Consider the following 20,518-nt stretch of genomic DNA (forward strand, 5'->3'; position numbering starts at 1 on the left):
CAACATTTAAAAGACTAACAGCATAAACAAGGCCTACTTTATCCCCGATCCCGGAGGGATCAGACAGGCTTCAAAGCTTCCTCATTTTCGGTTCGACCTTTCTACCGGAACCAAAACATATAATATTTTTTTATAATTTGTAAATTATTGTAATTTTGCATTTATTCTCATATAAAATTTTAGAAATGAAAGATACCGTTAAAATATTGCTCTACGTGCTCCTGGTTCTTTTAGTGGGCGCGATTGTTTTCATGATCTACAAAAGAAGTCAGGCACCAGCTGAAGATATTTTGCCTGCCGCTGAAATGGCAGACAGCCTGTTTATGGACCAACACCACGCGCCCGGCACGGCCTTGACGGGTGAAGACAGCATGATCCTCGATTTGACGGGACAGTTGCCATCTCAGGTGGGAGCACCAGCAGAAAGCCAAACACCGGAACCCGCGCCACAATCGGGAACTGGAGTGGACTATACACAAAAAGAAGTAAAAACCGAACCACAGGCAGCAGTCAACACCGACCCGAAAGCCCAGAAAGTCGCTGATAAGCCTGCGACGACGGAAACCAAAACCAAAGCCGAAGAAAAAACAAAATCATCTGCGACTTCTACAAAAGCTGCATCGAAGCCTGCAGCATCCAAACCGGAGACCAGTAAGTCCAAAGCAAGTGCTGCCGGATTTTATGTGGTATGCGGTAGTTTCATCAAGGGAGAAAATGCAGACGACCAGGTGAAGAAGCTCAAGAAGATGGGTTATTCAGGCGCGCACCGGAAGGTCTTTGGTTCATCTGAATATTACTCGGCGGTAGCCGGATCTTACAATTCGAGAGCAGAAGCCGAGAAGATCGTGGCAAAACTCGAAAGCAAGGGAGAAAAAGCATTTTTAAAAGCGAAATAAAACTGCATTCATGTGTGGCCGGGGTTCGCTCACGCGTGTCGAATCTGAACTCGAAGAACGGTTTGATGCGACTTTTTATTCCGAAGATCTCGAGCGCTACAATCCGCTACCCAGCTTTAATATTGCACCAACCCACTGGCATCCCGTGGTACCGATGTCGGATAAACAACATTTTCGATATTTCAAATGGGGATTGATTCCGTTTTGGGCCAAGGAAGCATCGATAGGTTCGAAGATGATCAATGCAAGAGCCGAGACCCTGGATGAAAAGCCCAGTTTCAAAACAGCCCTGCAAAAACGAAGATGCCTCGTGCCCATGGATGGATTTTACGAATGGAAAAAAGATGCATCCGGTAAAAGACATCCTTACCGGATCTGTCGCAAAGACCGCGATGTTTTTTTCATGGCCGGACTTTTTGACCAGTGGAAGAATCCCGAAGGAATTCTCATTCCGAGTTTTACGATCATTACCTGTGCTGCAAATGAAATGATGAAGCCACTTCACGACCGCATGCCGGTGATGTTGTTGCCCGAAGAGGAAAAGCTTTGGCTGGAAGAACAATGGAGTATGGATCAGCTCCATGCCTTCTTAAAACCTTTTCCCGATGAATGGATGGAGGCCTATCCGGTGTCGGAGCGGGTGAACAATGTAAGGAATAATGATTCTGATCTTGTAATTTGTCAAAATATTGACTGAATAAAACATTGGATTTTTATTTTATAAGATTATTTTATCTTAAATTAACAATGATTCCTGAATTTACCTTTATAATCTGAAAAGCCTCCCAAATAAGTTCTTAAAAGTTAATTAAGAATAATATTTTATACATTAAAAAAAATTATATAAATAATAGTATTATGTGAACGAGATGTTTTTACTATATTTGGCTGCTTCTTTCGATTGAAGGAAGGGCAATTTTTCCAAACCTAAACAAATCAAGATGAATACCAGGTCTTTATTCCAATTTTTAATTGTTGTATTTTTATTTGGAGCCCTAAACTTAGAGGCGCAAACTCAAGGTCAGTCAGAAGTGATTCAGGATTGGTCCAAAATGCATGACAGCCATCCGGATCTCGATATCTATTCAAGTTTGGTCCAATGCGATGGCAAATTGACATTCCTTCTTAAAATTAAGAACAATAGCACGATTGCTAAACAAGCGAGATTCAGGCTTGATGTTTTTAATAACTCAACGGGTCAGAAAATTTCAACGCAAATATCATCTTTGATTGAATCATTAGTTGAAATTCAGGCAATTTGTGGCGAAAGCGATCATTCCAATCTGCAAATCGAATTGCCCGAGGGATTTGATCCAAAATCTCTTTATTCAGCAATTACATTTTAATTTCATCAATTCCATACATCATGAAAAAACTAACACAAATCTTTATACTTCTTTTTATCGTTGGAGTAATTGGACAACTAAATGCTGTCCCAACTCCTCCAGCGGGCTATAAAATTCGTAAAGCGGCTTCAGGAGGTCCTCTTGCTGGACAAACCTTGTTTGGCATCGTGGTAGACCCGAACACAGCTGATGTTTATGTAGCAGGCGTAAGTGCTTTCATTGGAGGAAATTTTAATCTCTATAAAATTACTCCTTCCGGTACTGTCAGTTTTATTGCAAACTATCCATTTGGATATTTCCAGGCTGTAAAAATGGCCTGGGGACCGGATAATAAAATTTATACCCACAACAGCAATACAAATAGTGTTCATTCCATAGATCCTGTTACAGGAACTTCTACCGTTTATTCAACAGGTGTTGTTTTGGGTTCTCCGCGTCATAGCCTTAATTTTGATGGAAGCGGTAAATTGATTGTCGGTTATGAGTCTATGTTCGATTTTATTTGGGCAAAAAATCCTACTGCTGTTTATTGGGGATCAGTTACCGCTTCTGTACCCAATGGCAATCACGGAGATGGATTTGGAATTCTGCCCAATGGCGACTATGTTGTCTATTCCGATTGCGGTAGTCAAAATAACTATGCAATAAGTACTGCGGGACATACACAAGGTGCTAATTTTCCATCATTAGCTTGGACGGGTACTACCAACATTTTTACGATCATGACAGGATGTCAATATTCTCTTGGGACTGTTGATCCTACAAACGGAAATGTTTTTACCACTATAAACAACGGGGGCTCGGGGAACAGCACTATTATTTTGACAGGCGGAAGCGGAGGGGCAAGTACTGTTTACATCAGCGGAGCATCTGCTATAACAGATATTTATTCGGGAAAGGCATCAAGTGGTCCTGGTAACCATTTGTATTTTGTAGATAGAATAGATAATGCAGTGTATGAAGTCGTAGAATGTGCATGTGATAATAATGGATCGTTTAACGGAAGTTTCGAAATCAGTTGTGTGCCACCTAATACAATTGGATTTTTATCAGCTGTAACAGGATGGACTACCAATGACAGCAACTTTGAAATTTGGGGTACAGGTAATGAAGGGGTTGCAGCTTACCATGGTTCCAATTATTGCGAAGTCAATTCCAATTTTCCCAGCACCATTCATCAGGATGTGACTACATGCGATGGCGTACTTTATTATTGGCAGTGCGCTCACCGGGGAAGATTAGGAACTCAAACTGCAGTACTGGAAGTAGGCCCGGTGGGAGGTCCATTTACAACCCTGGCGACCATGACAGATGGCACCACATGGAATTTGTATTCAGGAAGTTATTTAATTCCTGCAGGCCAAACTGTATCCAGATTGCGAGTGCGGGGAATAAATGGTGGTTCTGTTGGAAATTTTGTCGACGCCATTGGTTTGGTTCCTATGTCCTCCTGCTTAAGCTTGGATAATGATGGCGATGGATTGTCTGCAAACTATGGTGATTGCAATGACAGTAATCCCAATGTGAAACCTTGTGCACAGGAAATCTGTAATTCGATTGACGATGATTGCGATGGATTGGTAGATGGTGACGATCCGGGGTTTGTAAGTACTGATCCTAATGCTCCGGAATACATTGATAATACTTTACCGATAATAATATGTCCTGCCAATGTAAGCCATACAACTTCCAGCGGAAACTGCGGTCCGGTGCCTTCTGGTTCAGTTGCTTTAGGTCTGGCAACCGCTACAGATAATTGTATTGTGATCACTTCTATAGTCAACAATGCTCCTGGTTCTTATCCTTTGGGAGTGACCAATGTGAAATGGACGGCAACGGATAAAAAAGGAAATAAATCAAACTGTATTCAAAAAGTGACCATCCTGCCTTATGCATGTGGGGTCCCCATACAAATTTATCACACAGATACAACCTCTACTACAGCTAAAATAAAATGGAAAGCTGGAACATGTAATACAGATTACCAACTACGCATAAGAAAAGAAATTACTCCAGGTGTTTGGGGTTCCTGGGGTGGATGGGTATATTATAGTGAAGATCCTGCACTCCAACACAATTTTTTGGGTTTAATGCCTTCTAGTTTCTACCAGTATCAGATCCGCTCTAAATGTGGTGCTCCTACAAACTCTATTTCAGTTAACGGATGGTTCCATACCCTGGCTCCTCCGCCTTTAAAGAAATTGTTGAATGTGATTGCGGAGAAGTTGAATTTCAGCACGTATAATGAAGATAACCAAAAAACGATTGGAATTGAATCTGACTTGGCAATCATTGCCATTCCAAATCCTGCCCGCGATTTTGTGACTATTCAGATTGAAGGATTTAAAACGAATGATAAAGAACTGTCCATGTTTGACTTAATGGGCAAACTGATTTTCAGAGTTCAGTTGGATGCTGTAGAAAACAATCCGGAAATTGACTTGAAGCAATTGGGTGTCAAGCCGGGAGTACACATGATCCGCGTGAGCGATGGAGTGAATCAAAAGACCATACAGTTGATAATTGGATCGTGATTCGGATCCATGTTCATGAATAATGCGATACTAACAACTGTTAGTTATAGATAATAATTTGAAGTCCGGTATTTTTTACCGGACTTTTTTATTAGTTAGATATAATTTTTACTTCTTCATCTAATGGAGGAAAAGTAAAAATTGAATGTCGAACAATCCTGCTAGAGACGGTAGGTTTAAATCTTTTTTCTTGGGAAAAATTCTAGTCCGGCTTGTTCTGGGGTGCATACCTGTGATATCCGGGGCAGGTCCGGCTTAGGAAATAAGTATGGGTTGAAAAAGTAATTCTTTACCGGCTATCTTAAAGAGGTTATTGCTCCCATTAGTAATTCATCATGGGGGATTTATTTTAAATAGATACTTGAATGGACTTTTAATTTCTAATACCGGAAAAGAATTAAAAAATCATTTCAATTGTAAAATTCTGAAAATCAATTAAAAGTTCAATCTGCAAATATTTGTTAAAAAATAATATAAAATTTATCTAATATGTTGATAATCAAATTTATCTTTGGACTTTCGACAGACAAAGATTCCAAAGAATCAATGGCAAAATGCTACAATAACCCTTAATTCTCATAAATCATTAACCAAATCATATGAAAAACCAGATTTTTATCAACTTAGTGTTGTTTTGTTGCGTGTTGTTCATGCATCAATCTTTTGCGCAGACCAACTCCGAAATTGCCCTGCAGTTTATGAGGGCAAATCCTCAGGAATTCGGACTTTCTGCAAATGATGTCAAAGAAATTGCAGTCACCAACGAAACTTTCTTTAAACCTGCTGGGTTGCACAACGTTTACATCCAGCAAAAGTATCTTGGCATTCCGATACACAATGCCATTTTCAGCGTCCATATAAAAGATGGACAAGTAGTGTCTACAAGCAACCGCTTTTGCCAGGACATTCATTCAAAAACAGGTTCTTCTGAACCCGTACTCACTCAAGGCCAAGCCTTGATGCGTGCAGCAGAACAACTGGGTTATCCTGCTCCTGCATCCATGCGAATGATGGAAAACAAAGGAGGATCTCAAAAAGAAGTTGTTTACGAAAAAAGCAATTTATCATTAGAAGATATACCCGTCCGGTTAGTGTGGGTTGCCGCAGAAGATGGAAAAATTTACCTGACCTGGGAAGTATGTATTTATGAAACCACTGCTCAAAACTGGTGGTTGGCCCGTGTGGATGCTTCTACGGGCAATCTGACTGATAAAAACAATCTGGTTGTGCATTGCAATTTTGATGCACCCGAAGGCACCTGTTCCGGTGGCGATCATGTTCATTTAGATGAATTCGTAGCCTTTTCTCCTTTGGATGGAAGTTCCTACAGAGTTTATAAAGAGCCCATCGAAAGTCCCAGTCATGGTGGGAGGACTCTTGAAAATGAGCCTGCTGATCCAACAGCATCCCCTTTTGGTTGGCACGATACAAACGGTGCAGTTGGACCGGAGTATACTACAACTCGTGGCAACAATGTGCACGCATATACGGATACTGATGCTAACAACAGTCCTGATCCGGGTTCAGATCCGGATGGAGGCGCAGGATTGGATTTCGATTTTACATTAGATCTGACGATGCACCCAAGTACTTACCGTCCCGCAGCGGTTACCAATTTATTTTACTGGAACAACTATTTGCATGATTTTGCCTACCAATATGGTTTTGATGAAGGAAATGGAAATTTTCAGGTCAATAATTATGGCAATGGTGGAATAGGCAATGATGATGTTAGAGCAGAAGCCCAGGATGGCAGCGGAACCAATAATGCCAATTTCGGAACTCCTGTTGATGGTATGAGACCCAGAATGCAAATGTATGTTTGGACTTATACTTCTCCAAACAGAGATTCTGATCTGGATAATGGGGTTATTGCACATGAATATGCGCATGGAATCTCAAACAGACTAACAGGAGGTCCAGGTAATGTAAGCTGTTTAAATAATGCAGAGCAAATGGGAGAAGGCTGGTCTGATTTTTATTCCTTAATGACATGTTGGACAGGGAGTGCCAGCGATAGAGGAATCGGAACTTATGTTTTAGGCCAAGCTACCAATGGGCCGGGTATCCGCCCTGCCAGGTATTCAACAAATATGGGCGTAAACAATTATACTTATGCAAACCTGCCAGGAATGGCAGTTCCCCATGGCGTTGGTTTTGTCTGGTGTACCATGTTATGGGAATTGGTCGATGGCCTGGTAGCGAGACACGGAGCAACTGCTGGCTTCGAAAAGGCAATGCATTTGGTTAATTTAGGAATGATCTTACAACCCTGTGGTCCCGGATTTGTAGATGGTAGAAATGCTATATTGGCTGCAGATGATATTTTATATGGAAAAGATAATGAATGTGTTATTTGGAAGGCTTTTGCTAAAAGAGGTTTAGGCTTAAGTGCTTCACAAGGGAGTGCGAACAGCACATTAGATGGTTCAGCAGCGTATGATGTTCCATGTAATTGTGACAATGTAGCCCCTGTGGTGAGCTGCAGAAATGTGGAGATTATGGTTGGTGGTCCGGAAATTGAATTAAAAGGCTTACCACCTGTACCAACAAACTTACCTGCCCAATTAAAAGGTGTTGGATTTCCTTGTTCAGGCGTCGTTGCAGCACCAGACGTCATTTGTAATTGTCCAACCGGCTATGTCGTTGTTGGTTATGAAGCAGATTATGGAAACGGTTGGGGAAGTGGAGTTCTCAGTAAGTTCAGACTGCGTTGCCGCGAAGTGAGACCAGATGGAATGTTTGGTACCAATGAAGTTTGGACCTGCTATAATGGTTCTGCAGTTGGGTCAACACCTAATATATCAGAAATGGCACCCGCAGGGCATGCACTTGTAGGTTTTCAAAACAGAATGGGTTGTGCAATTGACCGTTTAACGGGAAGATCCAAACCCATTTCAGCAATTTTGGCTAACAGCCCCAATTCAACAAATAACATCATGACGGGCGTTGGTGGAAGTGGTGGAGGTTTGCAGCCTTTGCAATTGGCACCGGATGGACACGTTATTATCGGAATGCAAACTTATGTGGATCCGGTTGCTCCAAATATAGGGGTTTCCGGAGGCTATGCATGGAAGTATGCTAAGCTTTCAGATGTAATGAAATCCATCGTTACTGATCTGGATCCTTTATGCAATGGAATTTTTGATGTACAATTTTCTAAAAATAATTTCGATTGTGCGGATGGAGTGGGCGTGCATAATGTTTCTGCTTTCGTAACAGATTATGCAAACAATACAACGACCTGTAATTTTACAGTGACTGTAACCGGACCTCCTTCCATTGGTTCTTGTCCATTGAATCCAACGGTGTACAATGCCCTTGGTAGAACCTCTGTATTTACTTCTGTAAATTTAGCGGGAACAGGTAGCAACGTTGCAAATGTTAAACCGGGTCAGGCTGTCAGCTTTACTTTCAATAGGACTACAACTGTAAATCCCGGTTGTGGTGGATGTTGTGGATGTATCACGCAGCATTATGTCGGATTAAATGCAGGAAGTGGAAATATTTTTTCAACATGTTTATTTAGTGCTGTAGGTGGTTCATCTGCTTCACATAGTATCAACTTTACGGCACCTACTGTTCCAGGGGTCTATTATTTGAATTTAGTTGCATCCTGGTGGTTTTCTTGCAATCAGTTTGGAGAACCTTTACAATCGAGATATGCCTCCAACCCTCTGGCCATTTTAATTGTGGGTTGCGGACAAACAGAATGTCCTGCAGATACAACTATTACGACTGTCCCAGGAAATTGCAATATGATATTCTCCTATAAGAGTTTGTGTGTGTATGATGATAAACCAGGTGCAGGTATTATACAGACCAGCGGATTGGCTTCCGGTGTAACTTATCCTCTTGGCAATACAACTAACACTTTTGTTGCAACAGATTCAGATGGAAAGACAACCAGCTGTTCATATACAGTAACTGTGAAGGCCGGTACCTGTGGACAACCCATTCAAGTATATCACATTGATACCACAACAAGCACAGCTAAAGTAAAATGGAAAGCCGGTACGCCTTGTGTAACTGGTTATCAATTGAGAATACGCGAAGAGATTTCCCCCGGAGTCTGGGGTAGCTGGTCGGGTTGGGCCAATAAATCCGGACCCGGAAATGAACATATGTTTACAGGACTTGATGATGCTTCTTTCCACCAATATCAAATCAGATCGAAATGTGGATCTGCTACAAATTCTACCGTAGTGAATGGTTGGTTCTGGACCCTGGGCGGAGGGGCTCTCAGAAAAATGGATGACGATATTGTACATTATTATTCTAAGGTCGAAGAATTCAAGCCTGATCAAAAATCAATAGGCGATTTGTCGGGATCTATTGATCTGCAGGCCATACCCAATCCAGCCAGAGATTTTGTAAGTATTTATCTGGATGGATTTGATTCTGCACCTAAAGAATTGATGATGTTTGACCTCATGGGTAAACTCATTTTCAGAGTGAAATTAGATGCTGCAGAAAACAATCCGGAAATTGATCTCAAGCGATTGAATGTAAAACCTGGTTTACACATGATCCGCGTGAGCGATGGAAATAATCAAAAGACCATACAGTTGATGATTGGGTCGTAAACGTCCAGGATCAAACTGCGATAAATGACCGAAACTAACATTTGTTAGTTATCTTATAAAAGTCCCGGTAAATTTTACCGGACTTTTTTTGTTATAAATAGCTTGATTGGACTTAAAATAGGATAAGTGATTTCTGACAACAAGGAAGAAAGACCATACGGAAAGGTTTGATATAGTCCAATTATTCTGTGTTCTTTGTTGGGCTGTATAAAATGCAAAGTATTTGTGGATGAATTCCAAAAAATTGTATTTTTGAGACCCGCCGGTCCATTCCTTCTTTTAAATTAAATACCAAAATTCATGAAAAACACAACAAACTCATTTAGAATGGTTTATTGGAAGTTAATTGTTTCTTTTATGTTCATTCTTTCAGTAAACGCTGCTCTTGCCCAAACCACGGTAACTTTTAACTATACAGGTGCCATGCAAAGTTGGGTGGTTCCGGCGGGGGTCACAAATATTTCTATTGAAACTTATGGGGCTCAGGGCGAGAACAGCGCATGCGCAGGGAATTATGGAGGCTTTGGAGCGAATGGAGGATTTGCCAGTGGTGATCTAGCGGTGACTCCTGGCCAGACCTTGTATTTATTTGTGGGCGGTCAAAGCGGTTATAATGGAGGCGGACTTGCGTACTGTTGTCCGGGTGCAGGTTGCAAAGGAGGAAACGGTGGAGGTGCCTCCGATTTGCGAGTTGGCGGAATTTTGTTGGCGAACAGAGTGATCGTTGCTGCGGGTGGGGGCGGCGGCGGAGGTGGACAAAATCCCTACCAAGGTGGAGACGGTGGAGCTGGTGGAGGAGTGACTGGAATCAATGGTGTAGGTAGCACAGGTGATTGTTTACCATGGAGCGGACAAGGTGGTTTTGGTGGAACTCAGAGTTCAGGAGGGGCAGGGGGTTGTGGTGGTTTATTGCCATCTACTTGCATGTTTAACGGATACCCTGGATCATTTGGTTTAGGAGGAAATGGGAATGACCAAGATTGGAAAGGCGGCGGCGGCGGCGGCGGCGGTTATTTTGGAGGTGGTGGAGGTGGAAGTTATTGTGCCAATGGCGGCGGCGGCGGTGGATCAAGTTATATTGGTGGCGTGAGTTCAGGCACGACAGTGAGCAATGTAAATTCGGGCAATGGTCTGATTGAAATTAGCTATGATGATTGCAACTTAACATGTCCTGTAAATATCACTACGATAGCCAACCCAAATAAATGCAGCACCTATCTGGACGATCTCATGCCGGAAATTTGTGGTGGAGAATTGGGCACGCGCACTGCATTGAACTTTGATGGAGCCAATGATGTAGTTCATGCTCCTGATGATGTTATCCCCAATACCGGTGAATTCACAGTCATGCTGTGGGCTAAGCAAAACTCAAGCCAGGTAGGTAGTTTTAGAAATATCATTTCTCAGGGTCGGTGTTTTTACATAGGACATGACAACAACAATCCACCCGGAGTAAGAATTGGTGATAGTTGGGGGAATCCGGGTGTACTTTGGCCCACTGATTTTATGTGGCATCACTACACTGTCGTCAGAACGGCCTCCAATGCGTATTTATATATAGACGGGACATTAAAAGCGACCAAAGGAAGCCCGATTGATAATCCAAATTGTGGGGTAGGCTGGCCACACAATCTGAATATTGCTACACAATGGACCGGTGCTTCTGAACATTTTAATGGGGATATCGATGAGCTGCAGATCTGGAATGAAGCTTTGGATATTAAGTCCATTCAATGCAATATGAATCAAAGGATGTTGGGTAATGAACCCGGTCTTACAGGTTATTATGACTTTGAAGATGGCACTGGAAGTACAATTCTGACAAACAAGGTAAACAATGCACACAACGGATATTTGGATGCCATGGATCCGGCAACAGATTGGGTGGCATCGCCACAGCCTTTGTCCAATAAGAATTCTAAAAATTCTTTCAACAACAGCTGTGATGCCTCCGGAGACTATCCGGTGGGAACAACCACGGTCACATGGACGGTTGAGGATCAATCCGGAACTACCGAAACCTGTAGTTTTACAGTTACGGTCATCGATAATCAGAAACCTACAATAGCTTGTCCGGCAAATGTAGAAGTCACAACACAAGCGAACGAGTGTTCGGCTCAGGTATGTTATCCGGATCCAACGGTAACGGATAATTGTCTGCCGGCAGCACCTCCGGGATATACTTACAAAACCAGTTATGGCAACAGCCATTATTATCAGTCCAATGCACAATCTAATTTTACAACGGCGTACAATAACGCAATTGCAGCAGGAGGGCATCTTGCAAGCATCACTTCAGAACCAGAGAAAAATGCAATTGCTGCAAGTGGAGCCGGATTTGCATGGATAGGAGGAAATGATGCGGAGACTGAAGGCGTCTGGAAATGGAACAATTGCGAGCCCTTTAGTTATGTGAATTGGTGTGACGGTGAGCCCAATGGTGGTGCTGGAGAAAATTATCTGGAATTGGAAATTGGAGGTTGCTTTAATGACCTTTTTCACAATGCCAACAGATTTGCCATTCTTGAAATGGAAGGAGCTAAATTACAACGCACTGCAGGTTTGGCGCAGAATGCTTTATTTCCTCTGGGCAATACCAATATTACCTACAAGGCGACAGATGCTTATGGAAATACGAGCACCTGCACATTTAAGGTGACCGTACAAGCTGCCAATTGCGGACAACCCATACAAGTATATCATAAAGATACCACCACGAATTCAGCAAAGATCAAATGGAATCCAGGAACTCCTTGTAATACAGCTTACCAATTGAGGCTCCGTTATGAGATGAGTCCGGGAGTTTGGTCGAGTTGGACATCCTGGGCTAACAAATCCGGCCCTGGAAACGAACACGCGTTTGGTTCACTAATGCCTGGAACTTTTTACCAATATCAGATCAGATCCAAATGCGGGGTAACCAATTCAATTATTGTCAATGGTTGGTTTCATACGCTACCTTCTGCTTTGAGAAAGCAGGACGATGGCCTTGTTCATGCATTTTCAACTATTGAAAATTGGAAAAATGACATCAAACCGGATCATGAACTAACCAATGTTGGTATCAAAGCCATACCGAACCCGGCTTCAGAATTTGTAAGCCTGTTATTGGAAGGATTTGACTACGGGCCCAAAGAGATGCATATGTATGACCTTTCCGGTAAACTCATTTTCCGCGTACAACTGGCGACATCTGAAAACAATCCGGAATTGGATCTGAAGAGATTGAATGTAAAACCTGGTTTACACATGATCCGGGTAAGCAATGGAGTTAACCAAAAAACGATTCAGTTAATGGTGAATTAAAGTATTCCAGAGATTATGATATAACTAAAAAATGTTAGTTTAATTTGTAAAAGTCCGGTAATGATTACCGGACTTTTTTTATCATATCATATTCACTTTTTCTATATGGGTGATTCAAAAAAAAGTCATAAAACTAACGAACGTTAGTATTTAATACCTAATAACGCGTAATAAGATGAAATTGTTGCGGGTATTTTTATGAACGGATAGTATCCTGGGTGTTCAATCCACGGTTGAAATTTCATGGGTTTCCGCATTTTTTGAAGTCGGAAGGTATAGCCACGTTTTCCAGGGTATATATAAAATACTGAAAGAAGACAAAAAACTTTACAAAAAACTTGCATTTATCACATATGAGCTTTACATTTATAGGCCAGGATCATGAGGTCTCTGCTTCAGGAGACCAGGAGAGGGTTTGATTTTTATCACTTCTTAAATCATTTTATATGAACCCGGTTCATTTAAGATCCCTTAAATCTTTATGTTTTTTCTTCATTTTATTTTTAGGATTCACTGTTGCGGTTTGGTCGCAGGGTAAAAATCAGATTGGTGTTCGCAATAACCAAGGTACCGGTATCCCAAACATTCTGGTGATGGTCTTCGAGAAAGGGGCTCCGCTCTGTGCCTGTCAGAATGGAAAATGTGTACCCATACCACATGCACAGGAAACCACCGGTAAAAATGGGATAGCTAAATTCGATAAGGAAAAAGATTCCTTTAAGCCCAATACTGAATATTTAGCAACAATAAATATGATGTGCATCACTCCTCAGCCCCAATGCAACAACAACCAACAATGTGGCTCCAACATCAGCTCTACGCCATTTACAACGGATAAAAAAGGCAAATTCAAAGGATTCAATATCGTAAAATAGTGTGTTTGTTATGGATATTATACAATGCGTGGATCAGCTGTGAATTCTAATCAGTATGGCTTAATAATAGTAAAGCGATATTTATTTCGAACTCTTATTGACTCTTTAATTGTAGATTTAAAGCGAATTGATTTTTATTCAATTTCAACCATCTTATAAACATTATGAACCACTCTTTGATTTTCAGAACTGCAACATTCATTGCTTTGCAATTTTTCTTAAACCTGTTAACGGCTCAGAACACCTGCATAGAAGTTGGACTTACGGTTTGTGTAGGCGAGTGCCTCCCGGTCAACTATATTGGTACGGGCTCTCCCACAGCAAGCTATCAATGGTCAATCAGCTGTGGAACCATCACCAATCCCAACGATCAGAATCCGCATGAGGCTTGTTTCAATAAACCGGGGGTCTGCACCATCAAAGTAGTATGGCAGGACCGGGGCCAGGCAAAAGATTCCTGTTCGGTAGAAGTTGTTGTTTTTGATTTACCTAAAGTCAACTTGAGTCTGGATAAAACTGAAATTTGCGAAGGGGAATGCACAAAGTTAAACGGCTATTTTACAGGTTACCCTCCGTTCATTTTTCAGCTGCAAGCCAATAACGACGTTACCAGACATGTATTGGATACCGGTTATTTTGAACTGGAAGTTTGTCCAATTGTGAATACAGCATATTCGATACTGGTCATCACCGACGCCAATTGTACCCAGGATAGTCCAATGGCCACGACAAATCTTTATGTCACCCAGGCATTCACAGCCTCAGTTATGCAAAACAATAATGAATTATGTGCCTTTCCCGAATTTAAAAATTACCAATGGTATGCCTGCAATGATACAATACTCTTGTCCACACTCAATTGCTTTGCGCCAGATACAAATGGATGTTACTGTGTAATAGTCGATGATGGAATTTGTAAAGACACGGGATGTTCGAGTTTTGCCTGTGATTTAACCTGCTCGTTTGCGTTTCCGGATACAGCTTGTATTGGTGATTCCGTTCAAATCTTTTATACAGGCAATGGCGGGCCCAATACGATATTCAACTGGCTGCTCGATATCGATTTATTCAAGGGCCTGCATTTTTTTAATGTCAATACACTGGACCTCATTTATACGATTCCGGGTTGTTATCCCATTTCACTTGAGGTCAAAGAAGGCAATTGCGTCAGACAATGTACGGATACGATTTGCATCATTGAAAAACCATGCAGCTGTGATTCCTTCACTACAAATTATGTCTATCCGATTTATGCGGCACCTTCGGGTTGCTGCTTTGAAGTGGGAGGGGATATCGCTTCCCTGAAATGTTTTACATCCATGCATGTCGTTGTCAGTAATGGAAGTTTTTCAAACATCCAGCCCAATCTGAATTGGAATGCCAATCTGATCCAACCAAATGTTTTACAATTTATTTCTGCAGCCGGGGCATTCCCACCGGGCAACTTTGTAGCGGGAAGTTTTTGTGTATCCGGTGCATCATTCTATACCATCGATGTCATTTATTTTTATTCCGTACTTGGAGTTCGCGATTCCTGTAAGTTTCGTTATGTTTTCGATTGTCCATGGCCTCCGGATCCGGTGAGCTGTGATTCTTTATTTAGTTTTTTGGAAAAACAACATACACTTCCTTCGTTTTGCTGTTTTAATATTCATACCGACAATCCATACCCAAACACCTTTAATCAGGTTTATGTGACTATTCAATCGGGTACATTTTCAAACACTCAGGCAAATACACAAGCTGGGTTCAATTTGCTTTCCAATAATTTGCAGGATTTTAGTTTTGACCATGCTTCGGGATTTATTCCTCCTGGGGATGAGCCTGCCCGCCTGGTTTTGTGTAAACAATTCAAATAATCCGGTAAAAGTAAATGTACACTACATATCATCTCATGCGATGGGCAATGACACGTGTAGTTTCGAATTTGAATTCGTTTGTCCCGGACCTGACCAGAAATTGTGTTGTGACTCGACATCTGTTCAATTGATGGATTTGCCTCCCGGACCGGGTGGATCCTGTTGTTATGATGTCCACGTCAATTCCAATCAACCGAAATGTTTCAGCCAGATTTGTTTTTCTGCCAGCACTGGAAATTTTACCAACATCATTGCAAATACAGGTTGGAATGCCACTTCAACTCCAAATGGCATTTGCTTCATTCCAACCGGACTTTTTGTTCCTTCAGGTCCGGTAAATCCCGGTTCGTTTTGCCTGAACGGGGCATCTAATCCTGTTTATATCACTGTTGATTTTTACGACTTGAATGGGATGCTGATGGACTCGTGTCGCAAAGTGATCACTAAAGAATGTTCGAGTCCGCCGGAACCCTGTAATTGCGATTCGTTGCAAGCAAATATTCAATCGACCTCCGCGATGCCGGGTTTATGTTGTTATGAGCTGAATGCAAATATCCCGTCCGCCAATTGTTTTCGGAAAGTTCAATTACTATTGAGTGCAGGTCAATTCAGCAATGTCAATGCGAATTCCGGATTTGTTGCGACTACCAACAATGCACAGGATATTTGTTTCAATGCGATTGGACCGTTTTTTCCGGCAGGGAATATAACACCAGGTTCATTCTGTGTCACCGGAGCCGCAGTGTACCAGATCACAGTTTTGTTTTTTTACAACAATACCGGTGTGACAGATACCTGTATTTTTAGGTATAGTTTTGATTGTCCGACACCGCCACCTCTTTGTTTGTGCGATTCCATTTCAACACAAATTCTGCAAACCAGCCAGTTGCCCGGGGTCTGTTGTTACGATATCCAGGCTACGATCCCGGGAGCCAACTGCATCAGCCATATGGAACTGCAACTAACGAGTGGTAGTTTTTCGAATGTACAAACCGCAACAGGTTGGACAGCGACTGTAAGCAGTCCACAAACCATAAGTCTTACCCACAGTTCCGGTTTCGTGCCCCCCGGTTTCATTCAACCGGTCAATTTCTGTGTGGTTGGATCCAATCTTCACACGATCACGGTGATCTATTATTTGAATTCAGGTGGTGTCAAAGATACTTGTGTCTATTCGCAGCCCTTTGACTGTCCGCCTGTAATGGATACATTATGTGTGGGTACACAATGTCCTTCGATGTCGAGAGCATGGCAAACAGTTGCTTTGGGTCTGACGCAGGTGTACGATCTCGAAGTGTATCAATGTAAACTCATCGTCGCAGGTCAGTTTACCATGGCGGGAAATGTTCCTGTGAACAACATTGCTGCATGGGATGGTACCAACTGGACGCCTTTAGCACAGGGAGTAAGCGGTATCGTAAGCGTTTTAGAAGTACATAATGGGCTGCTCTTTGTTGGCGGTCAGTTTAATACGGCAGGAAATTTGAACAATGTCAATAACCTTGCAAGCTGGAATGGAATCAGCTGGTCGCATTTGGATAATGGTGTGACCGCTACAGGAGGAGCCTATGTTACTGCGCTTAAAAGTACACCCAATGGATTGCTTATTGGCGGAAATTTCAATACAGCTGGATTGAATTCAAATTTAAATTGCCAGAACATTACCAGTTGGAATGGGAATGCATTTGTAAATAACTACAACAATGGTTTTAACGGGCCGGTATATACGATTTCGGAATTCAACGGACAATTGATTGCCGGAGGTTCATTTACATTTCCCCATCTGAACATTGCTGCCTGGAATGGTTCGACCTGGAACAACCTGTCCGGAGGAATAAATTTATCTCAACAGATCATTTCGCGTGGAGTTTTCAGTCAATTTGTATATAATAATAATCTGTTAGTTGGTGGACAATTCATTAATACTAGCAATGTGAATACCACGCAAAATATTGCAGTTTGGAATGGATTTAACTGGTTTGCGATTCCCGGCGGTGATATCCCGGATACCATTTCCAGAGTTAATGATTTTTTGCCCTTCAACGGCAAATTATATGTTGGTGGTGAATTTAATATGGTTGCCAATCAGAGTATCCTGGGTGTTGCAGAATGGAATGGTGTCAACTGGTCTACCACCAATCATCTGTTTAAAGTGACGAGGGCATTGGAAGCTTATGATTCCTGTGGTGCACTCAGCTGCGATATGTATTCAGGGGGAGAGGGATTTTTGAATCGGTGGATCTGTGTTACAAGTGTCAACGATCAGAAAAGCAGATCTATTACGAGATTGTATCCCAATCCTACAAGAGACATTCTAAAAATCAGTTGGTCGGAAAATCTCTCAATATTTAGTGGGACAATTGAAGTGAGGGATCTGCAGGGGAAAACATACAAACGTTTATCTCTTGATCGGGAAAACATCGACCAGATATCGATACAAAATTTACCACCCGGATGTTATTTGTTGGAATTGCAAAAGATCCAAACTAAACCAGAAATGTATATATTTATGAAATTCTAGATTTAAATATTAAGTTGAGTTAACAATATACGTCAATTAGTAATTTGATATTTGCAATGCATAAGAAACAGTATTCGCATTTCTGGAGAATAATCCAAGATGAATAACTTGTTTAAACGCAGCACATAAAGTGTTGTTTTATTCGTAAAGATTAATAAATTTGTACCAAATTATCAGTTATGACTAATAAATCTTTGTATTTACTCGCCTTTGTTGGTATGATTCTGTTATCCATTGCTTGTGGAAGCGATGATGATGATGGTGGATCTACTCCTTGTTCTGTGAATTATGGTGTGGAGCTTCAGGATGAATTGAATGCGCTGAATGCTGCTGCTCAAGCGTATGGTCTGAATCCAAATATGACTACTTGTCTCGCATACAAGAATGCCGCACAGGCTTATGTGAATGCATTGGAACCATATGGTAATTGCAGTCTACTTACAGGCCAGCAACGGGCTGATTGGGAAGCATCATTAAATGCTGCTAAAGCTTCTGTGGCAGCAATCCAATGCTAAATAAGTATAACAAGCTTTTTGCTGGAATTTTAAATTATTTATTCAGACCGACGCTAAAGTTAATAGGGTATAACTATTTCAATTGCGGAAACACAATATCAATAGTCGTCGTTTCCAATATCTTTCTGCAATCAATTATAATTTTCACCTTAAATCAAGCAATATTTCCTCAATAAGTTTATTCACATTATTGATAGCGGTTGGAGCGGTGAATTTTAATGTGGGAATTGATAAATTCAGAGTTTGGAATTCGCGGTTTTAACTAATTGTGAAACGATCAGGTATCCCAGAAAGTAAGGGAAGTTGCTTTGCCAATTTAATTTATTAACTTTGTTGCTGTTACTCCAACGGTTTACATTTGATTTTTATTAGTGACATTTACTATTCGCTTTCAAGGGATTTTTTTAGGTATAGTTTGGATACTATCATCGATGAGCGGGCCCCATATATCAATTGCCCAATCCGGATTTTATATTCCTATAGAAACAGAACAAAATGATCTCGAAAATCTGCAGACACACTCGGGCATTTTATATAAGTTCCACAACGGTATAAAGCCTTATAGAAGGATTGCTGTAGCTCAGCAATTGGGAGAATTCACGGACTCTGCACAGTCTGAATTAAATCCATACATACATGCTGCCAGGAAGCATTTTCCCGATTGTAATTTTTCGGGAGAATCTGCCGAAGCTCAAGTAGCAGATTCTATAAAACCAGTTTTGAATCATTTCTATAAGGATGGCAAACACTTTTACAGTTATTCCAATGATCATTTTTCATTTGCCGTTGATCCTGTGCTGCAGCTTGGTTTTGGAAAAGAGAGTAAAAACACCGACTACCTGTATCTGAATCAAAGAGGACTTCAATTGCAGGCCGGCATTGATCAAAAATTCAATGCCAGGTTATTCATTTTGGAAACACAACAATCTGCTTTGTCTTTTGTAAATGAATACGAGCAATTGTACGATGCGTTTCCCGGAGCAGGACTTTACAAAAACTACGAAGGAAAGTTGATTAAACTCAACCGGGGATACGATTACCTGTTGGCTGAAGGGGAACTTTCTTACGATGCCAGCAGGCATGTCAGTATCAGTGTAGGGCACGGAAAAAATTTTGTTGGGTTTGGGCAGAGAAGTTTGCTTTTATCTGATTTTTCAGCCCCTTATTTTTTTCTAAAATTGCAGACGAACGTCTGGAAATTGCATTATCAGAATATTTACGCCGAGCTCAGTTCAGAAACCCTGGCCGACAAGGGGAACCGACTCCTTCCGAAAAAATACATGGCTTCGCATGTACTCAGTTTGAATATTACGAAGCGGTGGAATCTCGGATTGTTTGAATCCGTTGTATTTGGAAGGCAAAACCAGTTTGAATTTCAGTATTTAAACCCCGTCATACTTTTCCGTTTTGTCGAGCAATCGTTGGGAAGCCCCGATAATGCATTTTTGGGATTGCAGTCTCAATATTTGCAGAATAAATCAATGATGTTATATGGTCAACTCATTTTTGATGAATTCCTGTTGAAGGAATTTGTTCAATTCAGTGGGTGGTGGGGAAATAAATACGGCGCGCAATTGGGCTTGAAATACTTCGATGCATTCCGGATAAAGGACCTGGGTATTCAGGCCGAATGGAATGTGGTCAGACCCTATACATATACATTCAGAGACAGCATCGCAAATTACAGCCACTATCATCAGTCGCTGGCGCATCCTTTGGGTGCAAATTTTTCCGAATGGCTGTGCAAAATCAGTTACCGAATTTCAGATAGGGCATTCTTGAAATTCTCTGCCAACTATTATCAAAAGGGCTTAGACCGGGACAGTTTTAATTTTGGTGGAAATATCCTCAAAGATTACGATACCCGTATCGGCGATTCAGATAATTTTTTATTGCAAGGTGAAAAGCATCGGGTTCTCAATTTTAAATTGGAAAGCGCTTATAAATTGTGGCCTCAAACTTATCTGGATCTTGGGATTTATTTAAGGAATGAAAATTCCGGATTAAACAAACGAACGTTCGTTTGGTTTCAATTGGGCTTTCGGATGACGATAGCCAAACAAAGCTTTGATCTATAACC

11 protein-coding genes are annotated in these 20,518 nt (G+C 41.3%); all 11 read left to right on the top strand.

Translation table 11 applies throughout. The features are described 5' to 3' along the window. Positions 1-155 precede the first annotated feature (155 nt). The 11 genes from IPM34_02265 to IPM34_02315 all read left to right on the top strand — a co-directional run bounded on the left by IPM34_02265 (position 156) and on the right by IPM34_02315 (position 20,516). Positions 156-896: an SPOR domain-containing protein gene (locus tag IPM34_02265; protein ID MBK8954363.1), complete on the top strand. Its 741-nt coding sequence runs from the start codon at positions 156-158 to the stop codon at positions 894-896. 10 nt (positions 897-906) lie between these two features. Next, positions 907-1,593, top strand: a complete 687-nt coding sequence (locus tag IPM34_02270; GenBank protein ID MBK8954364.1) for an SOS response-associated peptidase — start codon at positions 907-909, stop codon at positions 1,591-1,593. A gap of 244 nt (positions 1,594-1,837) precedes the next feature. Continuing rightward, positions 1,838-2,242, top strand: coding sequence for a hypothetical protein (locus IPM34_02275; protein MBK8954365.1), 405 nt, complete (start codon positions 1,838-1,840; stop codon positions 2,240-2,242). Between the two features lie 20 nt (positions 2,243-2,262). Next, positions 2,263-4,776, top strand: coding sequence for a T9SS type A sorting domain-containing protein (locus IPM34_02280; protein ID MBK8954366.1), 2,514 nt, complete (start codon positions 2,263-2,265; stop codon positions 4,774-4,776). A 599-nt stretch (positions 4,777-5,375) separates the two neighbouring features. Beyond that, positions 5,376-9,362, top strand: a complete 3,987-nt coding sequence (locus IPM34_02285; GenBank protein MBK8954367.1) for a M36 family metallopeptidase — start codon at positions 5,376-5,378, stop codon at positions 9,360-9,362. A gap of 357 nt (positions 9,363-9,719) precedes the next feature. Continuing rightward, on the top strand, positions 9,720-12,668 hold the full coding sequence (locus tag IPM34_02290) for an HYR domain-containing protein (protein MBK8954368.1): 2,949 nt from the start codon (positions 9,720-9,722) through the stop codon (positions 12,666-12,668). Between the two features lie 446 nt (positions 12,669-13,114). After that, positions 13,115-13,543, top strand: a complete 429-nt coding sequence (locus IPM34_02295; GenBank protein ID MBK8954369.1) for a hypothetical protein — start codon at positions 13,115-13,117, stop codon at positions 13,541-13,543. A gap of 164 nt (positions 13,544-13,707) precedes the next feature. Further along, positions 13,708-15,402, top strand: a complete 1,695-nt coding sequence (locus IPM34_02300; GenBank protein MBK8954370.1) for a hypothetical protein — start codon at positions 13,708-13,710, stop codon at positions 15,400-15,402. Beyond that, positions 15,335-17,923: a T9SS type A sorting domain-containing protein gene (locus tag IPM34_02305; GenBank protein ID MBK8954371.1), complete on the top strand. Its 2,589-nt coding sequence runs from the start codon at positions 15,335-15,337 to the stop codon at positions 17,921-17,923. Before IPM34_02300 ends, IPM34_02305 begins: the two co-directional genes overlap by 68 nt. A gap of 179 nt (positions 17,924-18,102) precedes the next feature. After that, positions 18,103-18,438 (top strand): hypothetical protein, encoded by a 336-nt coding sequence (locus IPM34_02310; protein ID MBK8954372.1) that lies wholly within the window; start codon positions 18,103-18,105, stop codon positions 18,436-18,438. Between the two features lie 431 nt (positions 18,439-18,869). Further along, complete coding sequence (locus tag IPM34_02315) at positions 18,870-20,516, top strand: hypothetical protein (GenBank protein MBK8954373.1); 1,647 nt, start codon at positions 18,870-18,872, stop codon at positions 20,514-20,516. The last annotated feature ends 2 nt before the right edge of the window (positions 20,517-20,518 follow it).

It is taken from the genome of Saprospiraceae bacterium, from assembly GCA_016716185.1.
Classification (GTDB): Bacteria; Bacteroidota; Bacteroidia; order Chitinophagales; family Saprospiraceae; genus Vicinibacter.